Raw genomic sequence first — 19608 nt, 5'->3', positions numbered from 1 at the left:
CATCCCGGCGGAGGCCGGGGTGTCGGCGGGGGGGGGCGGCTTTGATAACGCCCCGACCCATCATTCCCATCGCCACCCCGCCGACGGCCGGTATCTGACCCTCCCGCAACACCCCCCCGCCGACACCCCGGCCTCCGCCGGGATGACGAAATAAGAAGCGGAACTTATGGGGCGGCAGATATGCCGCTTCCTCAAATCAAGCCAACGCAATCGCCTCGATTTCGATCCGGAAACCAAAGTGCAGTGGCCCCGTTGGCACCACGCTCCGCGCCGGACGCGCCACGCCGAAAAATTGGCCGTACACTTCGTCGAGTTCGGGCCAGTCGGCCATATCGCTGAGATAGACGGTCGTCTTGACCACCTGCGACAGGTCGGCCCCAGCATCGCCGAGGACCGACTGCAAATTGGCGAGCGCCTGCTGCGCCTGTTCCTTGAACGACGCGCTGGCCAGCGAAGTGTCGCGGCCCGGTCGCAGCGGCAACTGGCCCGATGTGAAGATCAGGCCAGCGCCGCGCGTGAAGGGTGAATAATGCGGGGCGCGGACATTTGGCGACGTCATTCGATGGCTCCCAACTCGATCGGGCGCGATGCCCGTGGTCGCGGGGAATATCGCACGCGCGGGGCGTGCGATATTCCCAATCGTCCCGGTTCGCTCGATTTCCCGTCAGGCCAGATCGCGCACCTTGGCTTCGCGCGCCCAATGGCGCCGGGTACCAACCTTGGCGAAATCATCGAGCGCAACGATGCCGCCGTCTTTTTCCACGCCCGCCTTGTCGAGCAGAATCTGTGTGGCTTCGTCGTGGGCGATCGTCTTGCAATGGCCAAAGGCGTCCATGAACCATTGCACCGCGGCGCTCTGTTTCGACAGCAGCGTTGCCTGTTCCTTGGTCAGGATCGACGCGACCGCGTCGAACAATACCGAGGGCGATCCGGCGAGCTGGCCGTCGGCCTTGAGCGTGCCGCCCTTGACCTTGATGCCGCCGACCTTGGGCGCGACGAGGAAGGCGGTGCCGCCCGCCTTTTCGATCGTGGCTTTCAGTGCGTCGATTGCCGCCTTGTCCGATCCTTCGGCAAACAGGATCGCGACCTTGCGGCCCTCCATCGTGTCGTCGGCGTTCTTATGGATCGATAGCGCGTCGGAGGGTTTGAGATCGACCGGCGCTCGCGCCGCCTTTTCCTTGGCGGGAAGGTCGATCGCCAGGCCGTCGGCGACGCGCTTGGCAAGGTCTTCGTCGATGTTGCGCAATTGGCCGACGACGCGGACGCGGACGTGATCGAGCAAAACCTTTGACAGTTCAAAGACGAGCGCCGAGGCTATATGCGCTTGCTCATTTTCGGTCTGCGACAGGTAGAACATCCGCGCCTGGCTGAAATGATCGGCGAAGAATTCGGCGCGGACGCGGAGCTTCTGGGTCGGGTCGTTGCGTTCGTCGTTGGTGGTGAAGGTATTGAAGCCCGTCGCGGGGCTGGGACGCGGCCCGCCGTTCTCGCCCGCTTCGGCCAAACTATTGGGCTCGTAATTGGCGCGCCCGGTCGGGACCAGCGTCTGCATCATGCCGTCGCGCTGGAAATTGTGGAACGGGCATTTGGGCGCGTTGATCGGGATCTGGTGGAAATTGGTCGTGCCCAGCCGCGACTTTTGCGTGTCGAGATAGCAAAAGAGCCGGCCCTGGAGCAGCGGATCGTTGCTGAAATCGATACCGGGGATGATATTCGACGGCAGGAAGGCGACCTGTTCGGTTTCGGCGAAGAAATTGTCGACGTTGCGGTTGAGCGTCATGCGGCCGACGATCTCGACCGGTACATCTTCTTCGGGGATCAACTTGGTCGCGTCGAGCACGTCATAAGGCTGCTTGGCGGCAAAGGCCTCGTCGAAGACCTGGATGCCGAGATCCCACGCCGGGAAATCGCCCGCATCGATCGCCTCGAACAGGTCGCGGCGGTGGAAATCGGGGTCGGCCCCGGCGATCTTGACCGCCTCGTCCCACGTCGTCGACTGGATGCCGAGTACGGGTTTCCAATGAAATTTGACGAATTTGCCGTCGCCCTTTTCATTGACGAAGCGGAAGGTGTGGACACCAAAGCCCTCGATCATGCGGAAGCTGCGCGGGATCGTGCGGTCGGACATCGCCCACATGATCATGTGCATCGCCTCTGGCATCAGGCCGATGAAGTCCCAGAAGGTGTCGTGTGCGCTGGCGGCCTTCGGATAGCCGCGGTCGGCCTCCATCTTGACGCTGTGGACGAGGTCGGGGAATTTCATCGCGTCCTGAATGAAGAAGACGGGGATGTTGTTGCCGACGAGATCCCAATTGCCGCTATCGGTATAGAGCTTGACCGCAAAGCCGCGCACATCGCGCGGGGTGTCGACCGACCCGGCGCCGCCGGCGACGGTCGAGAAGCGGACGAACACCGGGCAGCTTGCACCTTTGGTTTGAAAGATCGACGCCTTGGTCAGGCCCGGGATCGCCTTGGTGCATTCGAAGACGCCATGCGCGCCCGAACCGCGCGCGTGGACGATGCGTTCGGGAATCCGTTCATGATCGAAGTGGAAGATTTTTTCGCGGAGGACAAAATCCTCGAGCAGGGTCGGCCCGCGTTCGCCGGCGCGCAACGAGTTCTGGTTGTCGGCGATGCGATGGCCGAAGTTGTCGGTGAGAAAGGCGGCGGGGTCGGCACCGTCGGAGGCGGTTTGGTGCAGCTCTCCGCCATTGCCTTGCTCGGTCGCGAAGGCAGGCCGTCCGGCCCCGGGCTGGTGATCGTGCAGCTGGTTGTCGGTGGCGGGCGAGGGGGCAGGTTTTTTGGGCATCGGTCGTCCTTCCGCCGCGGAAGGCGACAACCTATCAACCCGCCGCTTCGGGGGCGGTTGCATAAGCGGCGGGCAAAGTTTGCATGGCTTGAAAACTTGGGTGCGGCCTTGGCTAAAATATCATCCATTCCGGACGTTAATCGAATGTCGGGGCTGTCGCAGCCACCCGAACAGGACCGGACCCATGTTGCTTCATCTCAAACCCGAACAGGTCGAAATCGGCATGTTCGTCGATGCGTTCGACGGGCGGTGGATCGACCATCCGTTCTGGCGCAGCCGGTTTTTGATCGAGACCGCCGACCAGTTGGCGCGGATTCGCGCATCGGGGGTCAACGCGGTGATCGTCGATCGCAGTCGCAGCCGGATGGCACCCGGCGCCGCCGCCGACGTCCTTCGCGACGATCGCCGCCTATCGGCGCGCGGCCTGGCGCCGCCGTATCGCGGAATCGAGCGGCGGCGCGCAAACATCTTTGCGCCGCCGCCACGCGAGCGTCCGGTGCGGCCCGCGAGCTACGCGCAGGAGCGCCGCCGCGCCGAGCGCCTTGTCGCAAAATCGAAGCAGGCGGTGGTCGATCTGTTCGGCGCCGCCAGAATGGGCCGCGCGGTCGAAGCGCGGCGGATGGCATCGCTGGCCGAGGCGGTCGGCAAATCGATCACCCGCCAGTCACGCGCGATGATCGACCTGGTGCGGCTGAAGCAGAAGGATGAATATACTTATCTCCATTCGGTCGCCGTCTGCGCGCTGATGATCAATTTCGCCCGCCACCTGAAGCTGGACGAGGCCGACGTGCAGGCGCTGGGGGTCGCGGGGTTGCTGCACGATGTGGGCAAGGTCGCGATCGCCGACGATGTGTTGTTCAAGCCCGGCAAGCTGACGACGTGCGAACGCAGCGCGGTCGAGGTTCACCCCGAGGCCGGCCACGCGTTTCTGATGAAATCGCAGGACATTCCGGCGGCGGCGTTCGAAGTGTGCCTGCGCCACCATGAAAAGATGGACGGCACGGGCTATCCGGGCGGGCTGGGGGGCGACGAGCTGTCGCTCTATGCGCGGATGGGCGCAATCTGCGACGTCTATGACGCGGTGACGTCGGACCGGCCGTACAAGGCCGCGTGGTCGCCGTGCGAGGCGCTGACTGCGATGCAGGGCTGGGCAGGCCATTTCGACCCGGCATTGCTCGACCAGTTCGCCGACAGTCTGGGCATTTTTCCGGTCGGCACGCTAGTGACGCTGTCGAGCGGGACGCTGGGCATCGTCACGGGCAGCGCGGGTGAAAATGGCGAGGCGATGGCGGTGCGGGTATTTTTCGACTGCGACCTGCTGGCCGAAGTTCCGCCCTTCGACTGCGAAATCGGACCGACGACACGCGAGCCGCGGATCATCGGCCGCGCCAGCCAAAAATTCTGGCGCTTCGACGATTGGCCGGCCACGGTGGCGCGGGTAATGGCAGCGGATACCGAGGCCGCGACCCGCTAAAAATCGGGAAAGCTATTCGCGCGCCTTGGCAGCGGCGCGGACGTCTTGCGAGCGATCCAGCGGCATGACGAGGATATCGTCGCCGTCGATGATCACCGCGACATGGTCCATGCCGACCAGCGACACGCGCTTGCCGCCAGTGCGGACGAGGTTGCCATGGCTGTCGTGGAGGAAGGCGTCACCGGTCACGGCGTTGCCCGCGGCGTCCTTGGGCGCGAGGGTGTGGACCGCCTGCCAGCTGCCAAGATCGGACCAGCCCATCGATGCGGGGACGACGGCGACGCGGTCGTCCTTTTCCATCACCGCATAATCGATCGAGTCCGACGGGGCCTGCGAGAAATGGACGGCATCGGCGTAGAGTGCATCGCCGTCGATCATCCCGGCCGCGACGGCGCGGTCGGCGGCTTCGAAAATCGCGCGGCAGTGGGTGAGCATCGCGTCGCGCATCCGTCCGGCGCGGAACAGGAAGATGCCGGCATTCCAGCTGTAGCCGCCCGCGGCAAGCATCTTCTGGGCATCGGCCAGCTGCGGTTTTTCGATGAAGCGGTCGACTGCGAAGCCGTCGTCGCCCAGCGCCGCGCCACTGGCGATATAGCCGAAGCCGGTTTCGGGGGCATCGGGGTTGATGCCGAAGGTAACGATCCAGTCCTGCTGCGCCAGCCGTGCCCCCTTGGCGATCGCGGCGTGGAAGGCGGCGACATCGGCGATCACATGGTCGCTCGGCATCACCAGCAGCAGCGTGTCGGCGTCGGCGCGCGCGACCGCGAGGGCGATGGCGGCGGCGGTGTTGCGCGGCATCGGTTCGACGATGAGTGAAGCTTGGTGCGCGCCCAGTTGGTCGCGCACCGCGGTGACATGGGCGTCGCCGCACAGGATGACGGGGGGTAGGAACGCGGCGCCCGCCGGAGTGCGCTGCACCGTTTGCTGAAACAGGCTTTGCGCGCCGGTAAGCGGCAGGAACTGCTTGGCAAGCTGTCCGCGCGATTCCGGCCACAGCCGCGTTCCGGCGCCGCCGCACAGGATGACGGGTTGAATGATGTTGGTCATCGCGTCGGTCTATCGCCTTGGGCGCAGCAGGTCATCCCCGATTGCGCGCATCATAAGTGTAAAATTAACCGACAGTTGACGCCTCGGGTGTAGTATTGCGCGACGCGAAAGGGTTGCCCGTTTTACCATGTTCCGGCTGTTCAAACATTATGTACCGCACGCCGTCGTCTGGCTGGCGCTGATCGAATTTCTGGCGTTGCTCGGTTCGGCCGAGGCGGCGTGGCATTTCTATGCCAATTATGCGGGGTTCGATGCCGGGCCGCTCGCCGACCGCTGGCTGCCGCTGATGACGTTTGCGGTGTCCAACTCGCTCGCGATGATGGCGACCGGGATGTACGGCAACGAAGGGCTGCGCTCGATGCGTTTTGCCACCGCGCGGCTGCTCGCGGCGATTTCGCTCGGGGTGATTTTCCTGTCGGTGCTGGGGTTTCTGTTGCCGACCGCGACTTTGTGGCGTGCGAACAGTCTGTATGCGATGGCATTGGCGATTGCGGCGTTGTTCGTGATCCGGCTGGCGCTGACCCAGTCGGCGGGGGCCGAGGCGTTTCGGCGCCGGATATTGGTGCTGGGCGCAGGCGCGCGCGCGGCGCGGCTGGCGGCGCTGGCGGATGAACCGGGCAGCGGGCTGGAGATTGTCGGCTTTGTCGCGATGAGCGGCGCTGAGAAAAAGGTCGCCAGCGCGGTACCGCGCGAGGCGATTCCCAATCTGTCCGAGCATGTCGTGATGCTGCGCGCGGGCGAGGTCGTGCTGGCGCTTGAGGAGCGGCGCAATGCACTGCCGCTGAACGACCTGCTACGCGTCAAGACGACCGGGGTGCACGTCAACGACATCGCGAGCTTTATCGAGCGAGAGACGGGGCGCGTCGATCTGGCGACGACGAACCCCAGCGGGCTGATTTTTTCGGACGGCTTTTCGGCGGGACAGCGGATTTCAAAGGTCGGCAAACGGTTGTTCGACATCGTCGCCAGCCTGATCGTGCTGGTCGTCGGGCTGCCGCTGATCCTCGTCGCGGGGATTGCCGTGGTGCTCGACAGTCGCGGTCCGGTTTTTTATCGCCAGCCGCGCGTCGGCCTGTTCGGTGAGCCCTATGACATCTACAAGATCCGGTCGATGCGCACCGATGCCGAGGCCGCGGGCAAGGCGGTGTGGGCGAGCGAGAATGATCCGCGTATCACCCGTGTCGGGCGGGTCATTCGCAAACTCAGGATCGACGAACTGCCGCAGCTGTGGTGCGTGCTGAAGGGCGAGATGAGCTTTGTCGGACCGCGCCCTGAAAGGCCCAGCTTCGTCGAAGAACTTGAGCAAAAAATGCCCTATTATGCCGAGCGGCATATGGTGAAGCCAGGGCTGACCGGTTGGGCGCAGATCAATTACCCCTATGGCGCGTCGGTCGAGGATGCACGGGTCAAGCTGGAATACGACCTCTATTACGCAAAAAATTACTCGCCCTTCCTCGATTTGCTGATCCTGCTCCAGACGGTGCGCGTCGTGCTGTGGCCCGACGGGGCGCGCTGATCGTGCTGACCGGTCTGTCCGAAATCCTGTCGGTGCTGGCACTGGTCGGCTTTGCAGTCGTTGCGCTGTGGTTGCTGGCGCGACCCAAAGCGCGGATGGCGGCGCTGATGCCGGCGCCGCGGCTGTTGACGCTGGCGGCTGCGGCCACGGCACTGTGGTGCGCGTCGCTGCCGCTGTTCGGGTCGGGATCGTCGCAGGCATTTGTCGTGCAAACGCTGCGCGACCTCGCGATGCTGGGATGGCTGAGCGCGACCTTCTGGACGGCAGCGGCACCGATGACGCGGCCGCTGCGACTGATCCTGCGGATGCTGATGACGATTGCTGCGCTGGGACTGGTGCTGGGCGCCGTCGCGCACTGGTACGCCGGGGCGGAAGCGGAGCCGTGGATGGCGCCAACGCTCATCCTCGCGGCGATGATCGTTGCGGTCGGCGGACTGCTGATCGTCGATAGCGGGGTCCGCCACGCCAGCGCCGGATTGCGGATGCCGGTGATGGCGGTCGCGGGCGGGTTCGCGATGCTGTGGGCGTATGAGCTCAATTTGCAGCTGATCGGTGCGTTGACCGGCAAGCGGGCATCGACGCTGATCGAGCTGCTGCCCGCGGTCGTGCTGCTCACCCTGCCGACTTATGTCGTCGCGGCGATGGATATCGGGCGCGAGCGGATGCGGTTGTCGCGGACGGCGGCGATGCGAACGCTAGTCCTCCTCGGCGCTGCTGCCTATCTGATCGTCATCGGGTTGACCGGCGCCATCGCGCGGCTGGTCGGTGGTGATTATGCCGCATTTGCCCAAGGCGCGTCGCTGGTCGTCGCGCTGGGGGCAGGCGGGCTGCTGATCGTCTCGGCGCGGGTGCGCGCGTGGCTGTCGGTGATGATCTCGAAGCATTTTTTCGAGCATCGCTATGATTATCGCACCGAGTGGATGCGTTTCACCGCGACGCTGGGTCAGGGCGCCAAAGGGGATGGGGACGAGGATGATCGCAACCTGCATCGCCGCGTCGCCAAGGCGCTGGCCGAGCTGACAGGTAGCCCCGGCGCGCTGTTGATGCTGCCGACCGCCGCGGGCAGCTTTGGCGTTGCCGAGCAATGGCATTGGCCGGTCGATGTCAACGGAGATGATGCGACGCTGTCGCTGCGGTCGGCGTTCATGTTGCAGGAGACGCGGCACATCGTTGACCTGGATGCGCAGCGGCGCGGGCAAGTGGGGGAAGGGCAAGGCAGCGACGATTTTGCGCTGCCCGCCTGGCTGCTGACCGACCCACGCGCATGGGTGGTTGTACCGATTCTGCATTTTCGACGCATGATCGCGGTCGTCGTGCTGCACCGCCCGCCGGTGTCGCGCGCACTCGACTGGGAAGATCTGGATGTGTTGCGCATCGCGGGGCAGCAAGCGGCGAGTTATCTGGCCGAATCGCAAAGCCAGGAGGCGTTGTCGGAGGCGCGGCGGTTCGACGAATTCAATCGCCGTTTTGCTTTCATCATGCACGACATCAAAAATCTCGCGAGCCAGATCGGTCTGCTGGCGCGCAATGCCGAACGCCATGCCGACAAGCCTGAGTTTCGCGCCGACATGGTCGAAACGCTGAAGATTTCGGCGGGACGGCTGAGCGACCTGCTGGTGCGGCTCGCACCGCGCGAGCGCGGGGCGACGGCGGAGGCGGGGCGCGTTTTGATCGAGCCGATATTGAACGACATCGCCGCCGAAGCGCGGCCGCGCCGCGCGCTGTTCATCGGCTGTCAGGCGGGACTGGCGGCGTGGGCGGACGCGGCGTCGGTACGGCAGATTGTCCAGCATCTGGTCGCCAATGCGATCGACGCCTCGACGCCGGATTCGCCGGTGCAGGTGGTCGCGGTGTCCGAACATGGCCGCGCGCGCATCGACGTGATCGATCAGGGCAGCGGCATGACGCGCGCCTTCATTCGCGACGAATTGTTCAAGCCCTTTGTATCGACCAAGGACGGCGGGTTCGGGCTGGGGGCGTTTGAAGCGCTCAACATCGCACAGGCGATGGGGGGCGCGATCGAGGTCGATAGCGAACCCGGCAAAGGCAGTAGCTTTACCCTGTGGTTGCCGCTCGCCGATGCGCAAGCCAACGTCGACACCCCGATGATGAAAGTAGCATCGCAATGAGCGAAAGCGGCGCCAATATCCGCAAATTGCTGGTGGTCGAGGATGACCCGGGGCTGCAGACGCAGCTCAAATGGGCGTATGATGATTATCAGGTGCTTATTGCGGGCGACCATGATTCTGCGATCGAATTGCTGCGCGCCGAAGAACCCGAGGTGGTGACGCTCGATCTGGGGTTGCCGCCCGATCCCGACGGAACGCGCGAAGGGTTCCGGACGCTGTCGGCGATCCTCGAGGCAAAGCCGGATACCAAGGTGATCGTGGTGTCGGGGCATGGCGAACGCGCCAGCGCGCTGGCGGCGATCGCCAGCGGCGCGTGGGATTTCTATCAGAAGCCGATCGACATTGACGAGCTGGGGTTGATCGTGCGGCGGGCGTTTCATGTCCGCGAGCTCGAGGTCGAAAATGCGCGGCTGGCGCAGCAGGGGAGCAGCGACAATCGCGTCCTCGGCGGGATGATCACCGGCGCGCCCGAAATGCAAAAGGTCGCGCGGACGATCGAGCGGGTCGCCAATCTGGACGTCAGTGTGATGCTGCTCGGCGCGAGCGGCACAGGCAAGGAATTGCTGGCGCGCGGACTGCATGAAGCGAGCGGACGGCGCGATGGGGCGTTTGTGGCGATCAACTGCGCTGCGATCCCCGAAAATCTGCTCGAAAGCGAATTGTTCGGGCATGAAAAGGGCGCGTTCACCGGCGCAGTCAAAATGACCGAAGGCAAGATCGAGCTGGCGCATGGCGGGACGCTCTTCCTCGACGAAGTCGGCGACATTCCGCTGCCGCTGCAAGTCAAATTGCTGCGCTTTTTGCAGGAGCGCACGATCGAACGAATCGGCGGGCGCAAGCCGATCGCGGTCGACACCCGCATCGTGTGCGCGACGCACCGCGACCTCGACGCGATGATCGCCGAGCAGAGCTTTCGCGACGATCTCTATTATCGGCTTGCGGAGATGGTGGTGAAGATCCCATCGCTCGCCGAACGTCCGGGCGACGCGGTGCTGCTGGCGCGGCATTTCCTGCATCAATATGCGCCTGCCATGAACCCCGCGGTGCGCGGTTTTGCGCCCGATGCGTTGCAGGCGATCGATGAGGGACGATGGCCGGGCAATGTCCGCGAACTGGAAAACCGGATCAAGCGCGCGGTGATCATGGCCGACGGCAAGCTGGTGATGAAAGACGACCTTGATCTGGCGAACGGCGCCGCGGATGGCGACGAAGCCTGGCTTAACCTGCGCAGCGCGCGCGAGGCCGCCGACCGCGTCGCGATCCGCCGGGCGATGACGCAGAGCGAGGGCAATATCTCGGCGGCTGCCAAGCTGCTCGGGATCAGTCGCCCGACGCTGTACGATCTGCTCAAGCAATATCGGATGCAGGCCTGAATGGGCTTTCGCCGTTTCTGGATCGGCGCGCTGTTGCTGGCGGTGCCGCTGGCCGGATGCGGCGAGGCGCGTTCGGATGCGCCGCGCGGGGCATCGCTGGAACGCCGCGCCGAATTGCAGGACGCGATTACCGATAATCCGCAAGCGATTGCCGAGCGCGTCGAACTGGCGCGCGTCGCGATTAAGCTGGGCGATGGGGTTGGTGCCGAAGCTGCGGTGAACGGCGCGATTAGCGCGGGCGGTAATGTTGCAGCGCTACGGCCACTGCTCGCACGCGCCTTTGCGATGCAGGGCGAGGGGCAGCGCGCGCTGGAAACCATCGATGGGGATGAGATCATCCCCGAAATGATCGGCGAGGCGGCATGGGTCGCGGGCGATGTCCATTTGTCGAACGGCGACCTGGATGCGGCGCGCGATGCCTATGACCGCGCGGTGCGTGAATTGCCGCGCAATTCCGGGCTGTGGGTCGACGTCGCGCGCTTTCGCGATGCCAATGCCGACACCGCGGGCGCGCGCGATGCGGTCGATTATGCGATCGAGCTGGACAAGTCGAACAGCGCGGCGCTGGCGTATAAGGCCAATCTGATCCGCACCGAGGAAGGGTTGAAGGCGTCGCTGCCCTGGTATGACCGGGCGCTCGCGGCCGATCCGGACAATACCAGCGCGTTGATCGACCAAGCGGCGACGCTGGGCGACCTCGGGCGCTATCGCGATATGCTGGTCGCGCTGCGTCGTGCGGCGACGGTCGTGCCGGGCGAGCCGCGGATCTATTATCTGCAAGCGGTGCTCGCGGCGCGCGCCGACAATTACCGGCTGGCGCGCAGCCTGCTCCAGCGCACGCGCGGCGCGATCGACGGCGAGCCGGGCTTCATGCTGCTGAGCGCGGTGGTCGAACTGGAACTGGGCGGCGAGGCGGTGGCGGCGACCTGGGCGGACCGGCTGCTCGTTGAACAACCTTATAATTTCACCGCACGACGCATATTGGCGGCGGCCAACTGGGCCGATGGCGACGCCGATGGCGCGATCGAGTCGTTGCTGCCGATCGTCGACCGGCCCGACGCCGATAGCTGGTCGTTGTTGCTCGCGGCGCGGGCGGCGAGCGAACTGGACCGGCGCGGCGAGGCTGCCGACTATCTGGCGCGCGCGGCGACATTAACGCGCGGCGAGGCAGAGCCGTTTGCGGCGAATTATGACTATGGCGTGCTAACCCAGGCGGCCGATGCCGAGCCGCTGAACCCGGTGGTGGCGATTCCGGCGATTGCCGACGACATATTGCGCGGCCACGGCGACCGCGCCGTCGCGCGCGCGGTGCGGCTGCGCGAAGCCAATCGCGGGGTGGCCGACGCGCATATCCTGCTGGGAGATGCGGCGCTGGCGGGCGGGCGGTTCGATCTGGCGGTGCAGGCGTATCGCGCCGCGCGCGACCTGGATGCGAGTGAGCGTTCTACGTTAAGGCTGGCCAATGCGCTGTTCCGAGCGGGAGATGCGGCGGGGTCGGGCGCCGCAATTCTGGCGCTGCGCGACAGCCAGCCGTCAAGCATCGCCGCCGACCGGCTCGCCGGGCACCTGGCGATGGACCTGGCGCATTGGCACGAGGCGATCGGGCATTTCGAGCGCGTGCGCGCGCGGATCGGCGACCGCGATGTCGTGATCCTGCGCGATCTGGCCCAGGCGTGGGCGGCCAAGGGCGACGATGTCCGCGCGCTGGCGTTGATCGACCGGGCGTATCGATTGCAGCCGCTGAATGCGGGGATCATGCGGATATACGCCGATCTGTTAGCGAAGCGCGGCAATCGGCAGGCGGCGGCGGATTTGCGTGATAAGGCGGCGCAGGTGGGGCGTTAAGGGAAAGGCGACTTCCGACCGAGGCTGTGTGAAAACGCGAGGATATGCTACTATTCCCCCGATTTTGCGGGAGGCATTGAGATGGGCCGTTTCGTTGAAGGTGCAGACCGCCGGCAGGATTTTCTACTACCTGCATCGCTGGATGATTACGTATCTGATGACAACCCGGTTCGGGTGGTCGAGTCGTTTATCGACGAGCTTGATTTTCACGCGTTGGGTTTTTCCGGAGCGACGCCCGCCGAGACCGGGCGCCCGGCTTATCACCCATCAACGATGCTCAAGATTTATCTCTATGGTTATCTGAATCGCATTCAGTCGAGCCGGCGGCTCGAGCGTGAAGCCCAGCGCCATATCGAGCTGATGTGGCTGACCGGGCGTCTAGCGCCCGACTTCAAGACCATTGCTAACTTTCGTTGTGATAATGGGCCTGCGCTTAGGGCAGTATGCCGCCAGTTCGTCATGTTGTGCAGGTCGTTGGGTCTGTTTGGTCAGGCGGTGGTCGCGGTCGATGGCAGCAAATTCAAAGCGGTCAACACCCGGGATCGCAATTTCACGGCGAACAAGGTCGCCAGGCGGATCGAGCAAGTGGATGCCAGCATCGAGCGCTACCTGGCCGCGCTCGACCGGGCGGACCGCGAGCCCGGCGATGTCGCTGAAGCTAGAACCGATCGGATTAAGGAGAAGCTTGCCGGTTCGCACCGTCACATGCAGTTTCTGAAGGAAATGGAAGCTCAGGTCGAAGCCTCTCCCGACCATCAGGTGTCGCTCACCGACCCCGATGCGCGCTCGATGAACAGCAGCGGTCGCGGGACGGGTATCGTAGGCTATAATCTGCAAGCTGCGGTTGACACCACGCATCACCTGATCGTCGCCCATGAAGTGATCACCGAAGGCAATGACCGCGCCCAGCTCGTGCCAATGGGGCTGAACGCCAAAGATGCCATGGGCGTCGACACCCTGACCGTCGTCGCCGATCGCGGCTATTATAGCGGAGATCAGCTGCTGGCCTGCGATGGAACGGGCGTGCTTACGTGCATTCCAAAATCACACTCCGCGATTAGCATCAAAACCGGCATGTTCAGCCGTCACGACTTTGTCTACGATCTCGAGCAGGACCATTATACCTGCCCTGCCGGCGCCATGCTGACCAAGAGCAGCACGCGATCCGACAAGCGCGATGATATCAGCCATTATCGTATCTGGTCGCTTGCCATTCCTGCGCCCTCAGGCCGCGCTGCACGCCTGAAAGGACAAAGCGACTGAAGCGCTGGGAGCATGAGGGGGTCCTCGACGCCATGCAGGCCAGGCTTGACCAAATGCCCGACGCGATGCTTGTCCGGCGACGCACCGTCGAACATGTGTTCGGAACGCTGAAGTCATGGACGAGTAGCGCCCATATCCTCACAAAAAGCCTCGAAAAGGTCAGAACCGAGATGAGCCTCTCGGTTCTCGCCTACAATATCAAGAGAATGATCCGGATCTTCGGGGGCCAGCCCCTGATCCAAGCGATCCGGGCATGATCGCCCGACATCAAGCGATCACGCGCCAGGGATCTCGACAAAATCCTGACGAGACAATGCGTTTTTACACAGCCTCGACCAATTGCGGACCTACACTCTCGTCATCCCGGACTTGATCCAGGATCCATCCGCCCTCTCAGCGTAGGCCGGTGCAAGGCCGCTTGGACCCCGGATCAAGTCCGGGGTGACGAACACATGAGGGCCGCTCACCGCCCCAAAACGGACAGACGGATCAAGCCTCGGTCAAATCCAGCAATGTCCGCGCATCAAGGCCGATACGGTGCATCTGGTCGGCGACGGGGGGCCAGACGTTGGTCAGGAAATCTTCGCGCATCAGGGTGCGCAGCCGTTCGGTGGCGCCTTCAGCGACGAACATGCCGACACCGCGCTTGACTGTGACGAGCCCTTCATCCTGAAAGGTCTGATAGGCTTTGGCGACGGTCAGCGGATTGGCGCCTTCTTCGGCGGCGAGCGAGCGGACCGACGGGAGCATGTCACCATCGCGGAAAGTGCCGTCGAGGATCGCGTTGGCGATGACGTCGCGCAGACGCTGATATACGGGTTTGGATTGATCGAGCATGCCGCCTTAATGCCATAAGACAGCAGCACAGTCAAACGCCGCTTATTACAAAGCCGATCGTCACGACGTAACTAAATTTCCCAAGCGAGAACAACGTCGTCATATTCGGGACGTGGCCGCTCGTCGAGCGGGCGGGCAGGGGAGCCGATGAAGAAATAGCCGACGATTGTGTCGCCGTCGCCCGCGCCGAATGCCGTGGCAACTTGCGGGCTGTAGGCGGCCCAGCCGGTCAGCCAGCTGCCGACAAAGCCGTGGGCGTGCGCGGCGTGCAGCAGGTTCATGCCGACAGCGCCCGCCGACATCTGCTGCTCCCATACCGGGATCTTGGCGCCGACGGTGGGGGTCGACAGCAGCACGAGCAAGGTCGGCGCCTGATGTGCGAACTGGTCGAGCGCCGAAAGGTCGAGCCCGGCGGCGCCGGGGTTTTCCTGTACCCACGCCGTTTTGAGAAGCGCGGCGAGCGCGTCGCGCTGGTCGGCGCCGACGGTGACGATGCGCCAGGGCGCGAGCTTGCCATGGTCGGGCGTGCGCAGCGCCAGCGCGATGATGTCGCGTAACTCCGTTGCGTCGGGGCCGGGCGTGACCATGTCGCGCGCCTTGCCCGAGCGGCGAGTGGCGAGGTGGGTGCGAAGCGAGGAGGTGTCGTTGAACATTGCGCCCATGTGGCCTTTTCCGGGGCGCTGCGCAAGTGTTGCGAACCATTCGCAATAGATATTGGCCCGACCGGCGGGTTGCTGTAGAAAGTTTCTGGCGCAATTAGATTCTTCCCTTACGCAATTTTCGCGTTAGGTTGCCGCACAACCGGGCCGCACCGACGGCACCCAAACCAACAATATCCAGGGAAAAGTCGCACATGACCAAAGCCTATGCCCAACCGGGAGACGCCGCAGGAACCTTCCTCGGCCATCCCAAGGGCCTGTTCGTCCTCTTCTTCGCCGAAATGTGGGAGCGTTTTTCCTATTACGGAATGCGCGCCCTCCTGATCTTTTACCTGACCAAGCACTGGCTGTTTTCGGACGGGGAATCGGGCGTCATTTATGGGGCCTATACCGCGCTCGTTTACATCACCCCGGTGCTCGGCGGCTATCTGGCGGACAAATGGCTGGGACAGCGAAAGGCGGTGCTGTACGGTGCGGTGTTGCTGACATTTGGTCACTTCATCATGGGTTTTGAGGGCAATGGCGGACAGGATCCGGCCAGCCTCAACATCTTCTGGCTGGCGCTGGCGTTCATCATCGTGGGTTCGGGCTTCCTGAAAGCCAATATCTCGGTGATCGTCGGCCAGCTGTATCCGCGCACCGATGTGCGCCGCGACGGCGCCTACACGATCTTCTATATGGGGATTAACCTTGGCGCCTTCCTGGGTGCGCTGCTTTGCGGTTATCTGGGTGAGACTTATGGCTGGTCTTATGGCTTCGGCGCTGCTGGTGTCGGCATGTTGCTCGGCCTGATCGTCTTCATTCTGGGTAAGCCGCTGCTGCTTGGCCGCGGCGAAGCGCCCGATCCCGTCAAGCTGGCGTCGCCGGTTATGGGCATCAAGCTGGAGTGGCTGATCTACCTCGTCGGCCTCGTCGCCGTGGGCCTGTGCTGGTGGATGGTGCAGAACCAAAGCGTCGTCGGCACGTTGCTGGGCGTCGCAGGCGCCGCGCTGGTCGCCTATGTGATCTTTACCGCGGTGGTGAAGCTGCCGCGCGAAGACCGCGACCGCATCTTTGCCGCGATGTTCCTGATCCTGGGGTCGATCCTGTTCTGGGCCTTGTTCGAACAGGCGGGTTCGTCGCTCAACCTGTTCACCGATCGTTACGTCGATCGCGCCGGAGTGCCTGCATCGGTGTTTCAGTCGCTGAATGCCGGTTACATCGTGCTGCTGGCGCCGCTGTTCGCCGCGCTGTGGACTTGGCTCGGCCGCCGCAACATGGAGCCTTCTGCACCCGCGAAGTTCGGCCTTGCGATGCTCCAGCTTGGCCTTGGCTTCCTTGTCCTCAAATGGGGCGCCGAAGCGGTGGGTATCGGTAGTGCCACGCCGGTGCTGTTCATCTTCCTGATCTATCTGCTCCACACGACCGGCGAGCTGTGCCTGTCGCCGGTGGGTCTCAGCGCGATGAACCGGCTGGCCCCGGCGCATATGGCGTCGCTGATCATGGGAACCTGGTTCTTCGCATCGGCCACCGGCAATTTCGCCGCGGGTCTGATCGCGTCGGCGACGGGATCCGAAAAGGCGAGCGGCGAGGGTGCGGGCAAGCAGCTAGTGCTCGACGTTTATCAGACCATCGGTTTGTGGGCGATCGGCTTTGGTGTCCTCGTCATACTGGTATCGCCGCTGATCAAGAAACTGATGCACCTCGACACGCTACGCGACAGCGACGAGCTGGCCGGACAAGGCGAGATTGGTGAACCGCAGGCCGCGGGCGTCCATCCTGCACCCAAGGGAGCGTAATCCATGATCCGCGGTGTGAAGGGCAGCCTGCTGGCTGCGGTGTCGCTGGCGCTTTTCGGTTGTGCAGCGACGGGGGGCGAAGCAGAATCGGCCAGCGACAAGCCCGCTGCCGCCGAAAAGCCGGTCAAGTTCAACAAGGATCCCTATCCGTCGACCTACCGCCCCTATGGCGGGCGGCCGACCGCGGTGCGGGGCGTGACGATCTTTGACGGCGAAGGCGGGCGGATCGACAATGGCGTCGTGTTGTTTGGCGGCGGCAAGGTTGAGTCCGTCGGCGGTGCCGACATCGCGATCCCGGCCGACTATGACGTCATCGACGGCACCGGCAAGTTCGTCACCCCCGGGGTGATCGACATCCACAGCCATCTGGGTGATTATCCCTCGCCCAGCGTCGAGGCGCATTCGGACGGTAACGAAGCGACGTCGCCGACGACCCCCGAAGTCTGGTCTGAACATAGCGTCTGGCCGCAGGATCCCGGGTTCAGCCGCGCGCTGGCGAATGGCGGCGTCACGGCACTCCAAATCTTACCCGGCAGCGCGAATCTGATGGGTGGGCGCTCGGTCACGCTGAAGAATGTGCCATCGCGCACGGTGCAGGGGATGAAGTTTCCCGGCGCGCCCTATGGCCTGAAAATGGCGTGCGGCGAGAATCCGAAGCGCGTTTATGGCGGCAAGGGGAGGATGCCCTCGACCCGCATGGGCAATTATGCGGTCAACCGCGCGACGTGGCAGAAGGCGGCGGCGTACAAGAAAAAGATGGACGATGGCAAAGCCGTCGACCGCGATCTGGCGATGGAAACGCTGGCCGGGGTGCTGGCGGGCGAAATCCTGATCCACAATCATTGCTATCGCGCCGACGAAATGGCGCTGGTGATCGATATGTCGAAGGAATTCGGCTATAAGGTATCGACGTTTCACCATGCGGTCGAAAGCTACAAGATCGCCGACATCCTTGCCAAAGAGGGCATTTGTTCGGCGATGTGGGCCGACTGGTGGGGCTTCAAGATGGAAGCCTATGACAGCGTGAACGAGAATATCCCGCTGGTGTACAAGGCGGGCGCCTGCACGATCGTCCATTCGGACGACGCCAATCAGATTCAGCGGCTCAATCAGGAAGCCGCGAAAGCGCGCGCCGCAGGGCGCCGCATGGGGATCGACGTCAGCGACGAGGTGGCGTGGACCTGGCTGTCCTTCAACCCCGCGAAAGCGCTGGGGATCGGTGACAAGACGGGCAGTCTCAAACCCGGCAAGATGGCCGACGTGGTACTGTGGAACGGCAATCCGTTCAGCGCCTATACGCGGCCCGAAAAAGTGTGGATCGATGGGGCGCTGATGTTCGACGCCATGGATCCCAAGCGCCGTCCGGTGAGCGATTTCGAGCTGGGCCAGCCCGGCGAGGGAGATGTGAAATGAGCAAGCTCCTGAGCAGCATTACCGTCCGTTTGTCCCAAGCAAAGTCGAGGGACGAGAAGGTTTGCGCCAACGTGTCTCGACTTCGCTCGACACGAACGGGGTTGGGGGGCGCATTGGTTGCAGCCTTGGCGCTTGCCGCGCCCGCTGCCGCACAGGACATAGCGATCACCAACGCCAAGCTCGTCATCGGTGACGGTAGTGCGCCGATCGAGGGCGGCACCGTTGTCGTGCGCGGCGGCAAGGTTGTCGCCGCGGGCGCGGGCGTCGCCGTCCCCGCAGGCGTCGAGCGCGTCGATGCCGGGGGCCGCTGGGTCACGCCGGGAATCGTTGCGGCGTTCAGCCGCGTCGGGCTGGTCGAGGTCGATGCGGTGACCGGCACCAACGATCGCAATGCGCCGCGGACGCGTTTTTCGGCGGGGCTCGATATCGCGCCCGCGCTCAATCCGATGGGATCGCCGGTCGCGGTCAATCGCGCCTCGGGTGTCACCCGCGCCATTGTCGCGCCCGGAGGGAGCAGCAATTTGTTCGCCGGGCAGGGCGCGGTCGTCGACCTGGCCGATGATATGGACATGGTGACCAAGCCGCGCGCGCTGCAATTCGTGGCGTTTGGCGAGGCGGGATCGGCAAAGGCGGGGGGCAGCCGCGCCGCGACCTTCCTGTTGTTCCGCGAACAATTGCTCGCGGCGCGCAGCTATGCCCGCAATCCCGCAACGCTCGCCGAATGGGGCAATGACGCGATGATCCAGCGCGCCGACGCCGATGCGCTGGTGCAGGTGATCAACGGCACCATACCGCTGTTCGTGCGCGTCGACCGCGCCGCCGACATCGTCAATGTGCTGAAGCTGCGGCAGGAGTTTCCGGCACTGAAGCTGGTGCTGGTTGGCGTGACCGAAGGCTGGCTGGTCGCGCGCGAACTGGCGGCGGCGAAGGTGCCGGTGCTGGTGTCGCCGCTGACCGACCTGCCGTCGAGTTTCGAGCAACTGGGTGCGACGCAATCGAACGCCGGACGGCTGAAAGCCGCGGGGGTCGATGTGTCGGTCGGGGTGTTCGACGACGATGACGCGCACAAGATGGGCTATGCCACGCAATATGCCGGCAATCTGGTCGGGCTGGCGCGCCTGCCCGGTGCCAGCGGGATGACGTGGGATCAGGCCTTTGCGTCGATCAGCAGCGCTCCAGCGCGCGCGGTCGGCATGGAAGCCAGCATCGGATCGCTACGCCCGGGCCGCGTCGGCGACGTCGTGATGTGGGACACCGACCCACTCGAACTCGGCAGCCGCCCGACCGCAATCTGGATCGACGGCAAGGCACAGTCGCTGACGACGCGGCAAGATCGGCTGCGCGACCGTTATGCAACGCCGAGTGAGGGTGCTTTGCCCAAGGCTTATGATCGGTAAGCTATGACCCGTCATCCCGGCGAAGGCCGGGATCTCAACGTGGCGCCAAAACGCAACGGCGAGATCCC

13 protein-coding genes and 1 pseudogene are annotated in these 19608 nt (G+C 64.1%); 9 read left to right on the top strand and 5 right to left on the bottom strand.

Annotated elements, in window-relative coordinates:
- Positions 1–196: 196 nt before the first annotated feature.
- Both K0M74_RS12985 and K0M74_RS12980 read right to left on the bottom strand, forming a co-directional pair.
- Positions 197–559, bottom strand: coding sequence for a RidA family protein (locus K0M74_RS12985; RefSeq protein ID WP_293973024.1), 363 nt, complete (start codon positions 557–559; stop codon positions 197–199).
- Positions 560–664: 105 nt separating this feature from the next.
- Positions 665–2809, bottom strand: a complete 2145-nt coding sequence (locus tag K0M74_RS12980) for a catalase (RefSeq protein WP_293973021.1) — start codon at positions 2807–2809, stop codon at positions 665–667.
- Between the two features lie 184 nt (positions 2810–2993).
- Between K0M74_RS12980 and K0M74_RS12975 the strand changes: the two genes are divergently transcribed.
- Positions 2994–4283 (top strand): HD-GYP domain-containing protein, encoded by a 1290-nt coding sequence (locus K0M74_RS12975; protein WP_293973018.1) that lies wholly within the window; start codon positions 2994–2996, stop codon positions 4281–4283.
- A 12-nt stretch (positions 4284–4295) separates the two neighbouring features.
- On the opposite strand, the gene K0M74_RS12970 is transcribed toward K0M74_RS12975, so the two are convergent.
- On the bottom strand, positions 4296–5330 hold the full coding sequence (locus tag K0M74_RS12970) for a mannose-1-phosphate guanylyltransferase (protein WP_293973015.1): 1035 nt from the start codon (positions 5328–5330) through the stop codon (positions 4296–4298).
- Positions 5331–5457: 127 nt separating this feature from the next.
- On the opposite strand from K0M74_RS12970, the gene K0M74_RS12965 reads away from it, so the two are divergent.
- The 5 genes and pseudogenes from K0M74_RS12965 (at position 5458) to K0M74_RS12945 (ending at position 13713) form a co-directional block, all read left to right on the top strand.
- Complete coding sequence (locus K0M74_RS12965) at positions 5458–6846, top strand: TIGR03013 family XrtA/PEP-CTERM system glycosyltransferase (RefSeq protein WP_293973012.1); 1389 nt, start codon at positions 5458–5460, stop codon at positions 6844–6846.
- On the top strand, positions 6825–8975 hold the full coding sequence (gene prsK, locus K0M74_RS12960; protein ID WP_293973009.1) for an XrtA/PEP-CTERM system histidine kinase PrsK: 2151 nt from the start codon (positions 6825–6827) through the stop codon (positions 8973–8975). The genes K0M74_RS12965 and prsK overlap by 22 nt, the downstream gene beginning before the upstream one ends.
- Complete coding sequence (prsR, locus tag K0M74_RS12955; RefSeq protein WP_293973006.1) at positions 8972–10348, top strand: PEP-CTERM-box response regulator transcription factor; 1377 nt, start codon at positions 8972–8974, stop codon at positions 10346–10348. Before prsK ends, prsR begins: the two co-directional genes overlap by 4 nt.
- Positions 10349–12193 (top strand): tetratricopeptide repeat protein, encoded by a 1845-nt coding sequence (locus K0M74_RS12950; RefSeq protein WP_293973002.1) that lies wholly within the window; start codon positions 10349–10351, stop codon positions 12191–12193.
- A gap of 81 nt (positions 12194–12274) precedes the next feature.
- A pseudogene (locus K0M74_RS12945) lies at positions 12275–13713 on the top strand (IS1182 family transposase).
- A 232-nt stretch (positions 13714–13945) separates the two neighbouring features.
- Here K0M74_RS12945 and K0M74_RS12940 read toward each other — a convergent pair.
- Together K0M74_RS12940 and K0M74_RS12935 are read right to left on the bottom strand one after the other, a co-directional pair.
- Entirely contained in the window at positions 13946–14293 is a 348-nt protein-coding gene (locus K0M74_RS12940; protein ID WP_293972999.1) for a GntR family transcriptional regulator, read from the bottom strand.
- A 71-nt stretch (positions 14294–14364) separates the two neighbouring features.
- On the bottom strand, positions 14365–14946 hold the full coding sequence (locus K0M74_RS12935) for a nitroreductase (RefSeq protein ID WP_293972996.1): 582 nt from the start codon (positions 14944–14946) through the stop codon (positions 14365–14367).
- A 200-nt stretch (positions 14947–15146) separates the two neighbouring features.
- Here K0M74_RS12935 and K0M74_RS12930 point away from each other — a divergent pair, with 200 nt between their 5' ends.
- The 3 genes from K0M74_RS12930 (at position 15147) to K0M74_RS12920 (ending at position 19540) form a co-directional block, all read left to right on the top strand.
- Complete coding sequence (locus K0M74_RS12930) at positions 15147–16730, top strand: peptide MFS transporter (protein ID WP_293972993.1); 1584 nt, start codon at positions 15147–15149, stop codon at positions 16728–16730.
- 3 nt (positions 16731–16733) lie between these two features.
- Complete coding sequence (locus K0M74_RS12925; protein WP_293972990.1) at positions 16734–18143, top strand: amidohydrolase; 1410 nt, start codon at positions 16734–16736, stop codon at positions 18141–18143.
- 113 nt (positions 18144–18256) lie between these two features.
- Entirely contained in the window at positions 18257–19540 is a 1284-nt protein-coding gene (locus tag K0M74_RS12920) for an amidohydrolase family protein (protein ID WP_293972987.1), read from the top strand.
- The last annotated feature ends 68 nt before the right edge of the window (positions 19541–19608 follow it).

It is taken from the genome of Sphingopyxis sp., from assembly GCF_019459305.1.
Taxonomy (GTDB): domain Bacteria; phylum Pseudomonadota; class Alphaproteobacteria; order Sphingomonadales; family Sphingomonadaceae; genus Sphingopyxis.
Note: the sequence above shows the minus strand (reverse complement) of the source record. Positions and strands in the feature narration are given on the sequence as shown.

Excerpts from the sequence above, each read along its gene's own strand:
- K0M74_RS12925 (WP_293972990.1), top strand. The coding sequence starts at position 16,734 with ATGATCCGCGGTGTGAAGGGCAGCCTGCTGGCTGCGGTGTCGCTGGCG.
- K0M74_RS12935 (WP_293972996.1), bottom strand. The coding sequence starts at position 14,946 with ATGTTCAACGACACCTCCTCGCTTCGCACCCACCTCGCCACTCGCCGC.
- K0M74_RS12975 (WP_293973018.1), top strand. The coding sequence starts at position 2,994 with ATGTTGCTTCATCTCAAACCCGAACAGGTCGAAATCGGCATGTTCGTC.
- K0M74_RS12940 (WP_293972999.1), bottom strand. The coding sequence starts at position 14,293 with ATGCTCGATCAATCCAAACCCGTATATCAGCGTCTGCGCGACGTCATC.
- K0M74_RS12965 (WP_293973012.1), top strand. The coding sequence starts at position 5,458 with ATGTTCCGGCTGTTCAAACATTATGTACCGCACGCCGTCGTCTGGCTG.
- K0M74_RS12970 (WP_293973015.1), bottom strand. The coding sequence starts at position 5,330 with ATGACCAACATCATTCAACCCGTCATCCTGTGCGGCGGCGCCGGAACG.
- K0M74_RS12930 (WP_293972993.1), top strand. The coding sequence starts at position 15,147 with ATGACCAAAGCCTATGCCCAACCGGGAGACGCCGCAGGAACCTTCCTC.
- K0M74_RS12950 (WP_293973002.1), top strand. The coding sequence starts at position 10,349 with ATGGGCTTTCGCCGTTTCTGGATCGGCGCGCTGTTGCTGGCGGTGCCG.
- prsR (WP_293973006.1), top strand. The coding sequence starts at position 8,972 with ATGAGCGAAAGCGGCGCCAATATCCGCAAATTGCTGGTGGTCGAGGAT.
- K0M74_RS12985 (WP_293973024.1), bottom strand. The coding sequence starts at position 559 with ATGACGTCGCCAAATGTCCGCGCCCCGCATTATTCACCCTTCACGCGC.
- K0M74_RS12980 (WP_293973021.1), bottom strand. The coding sequence starts at position 2,809 with ATGCCCAAAAAACCTGCCCCCTCGCCCGCCACCGACAACCAGCTGCAC.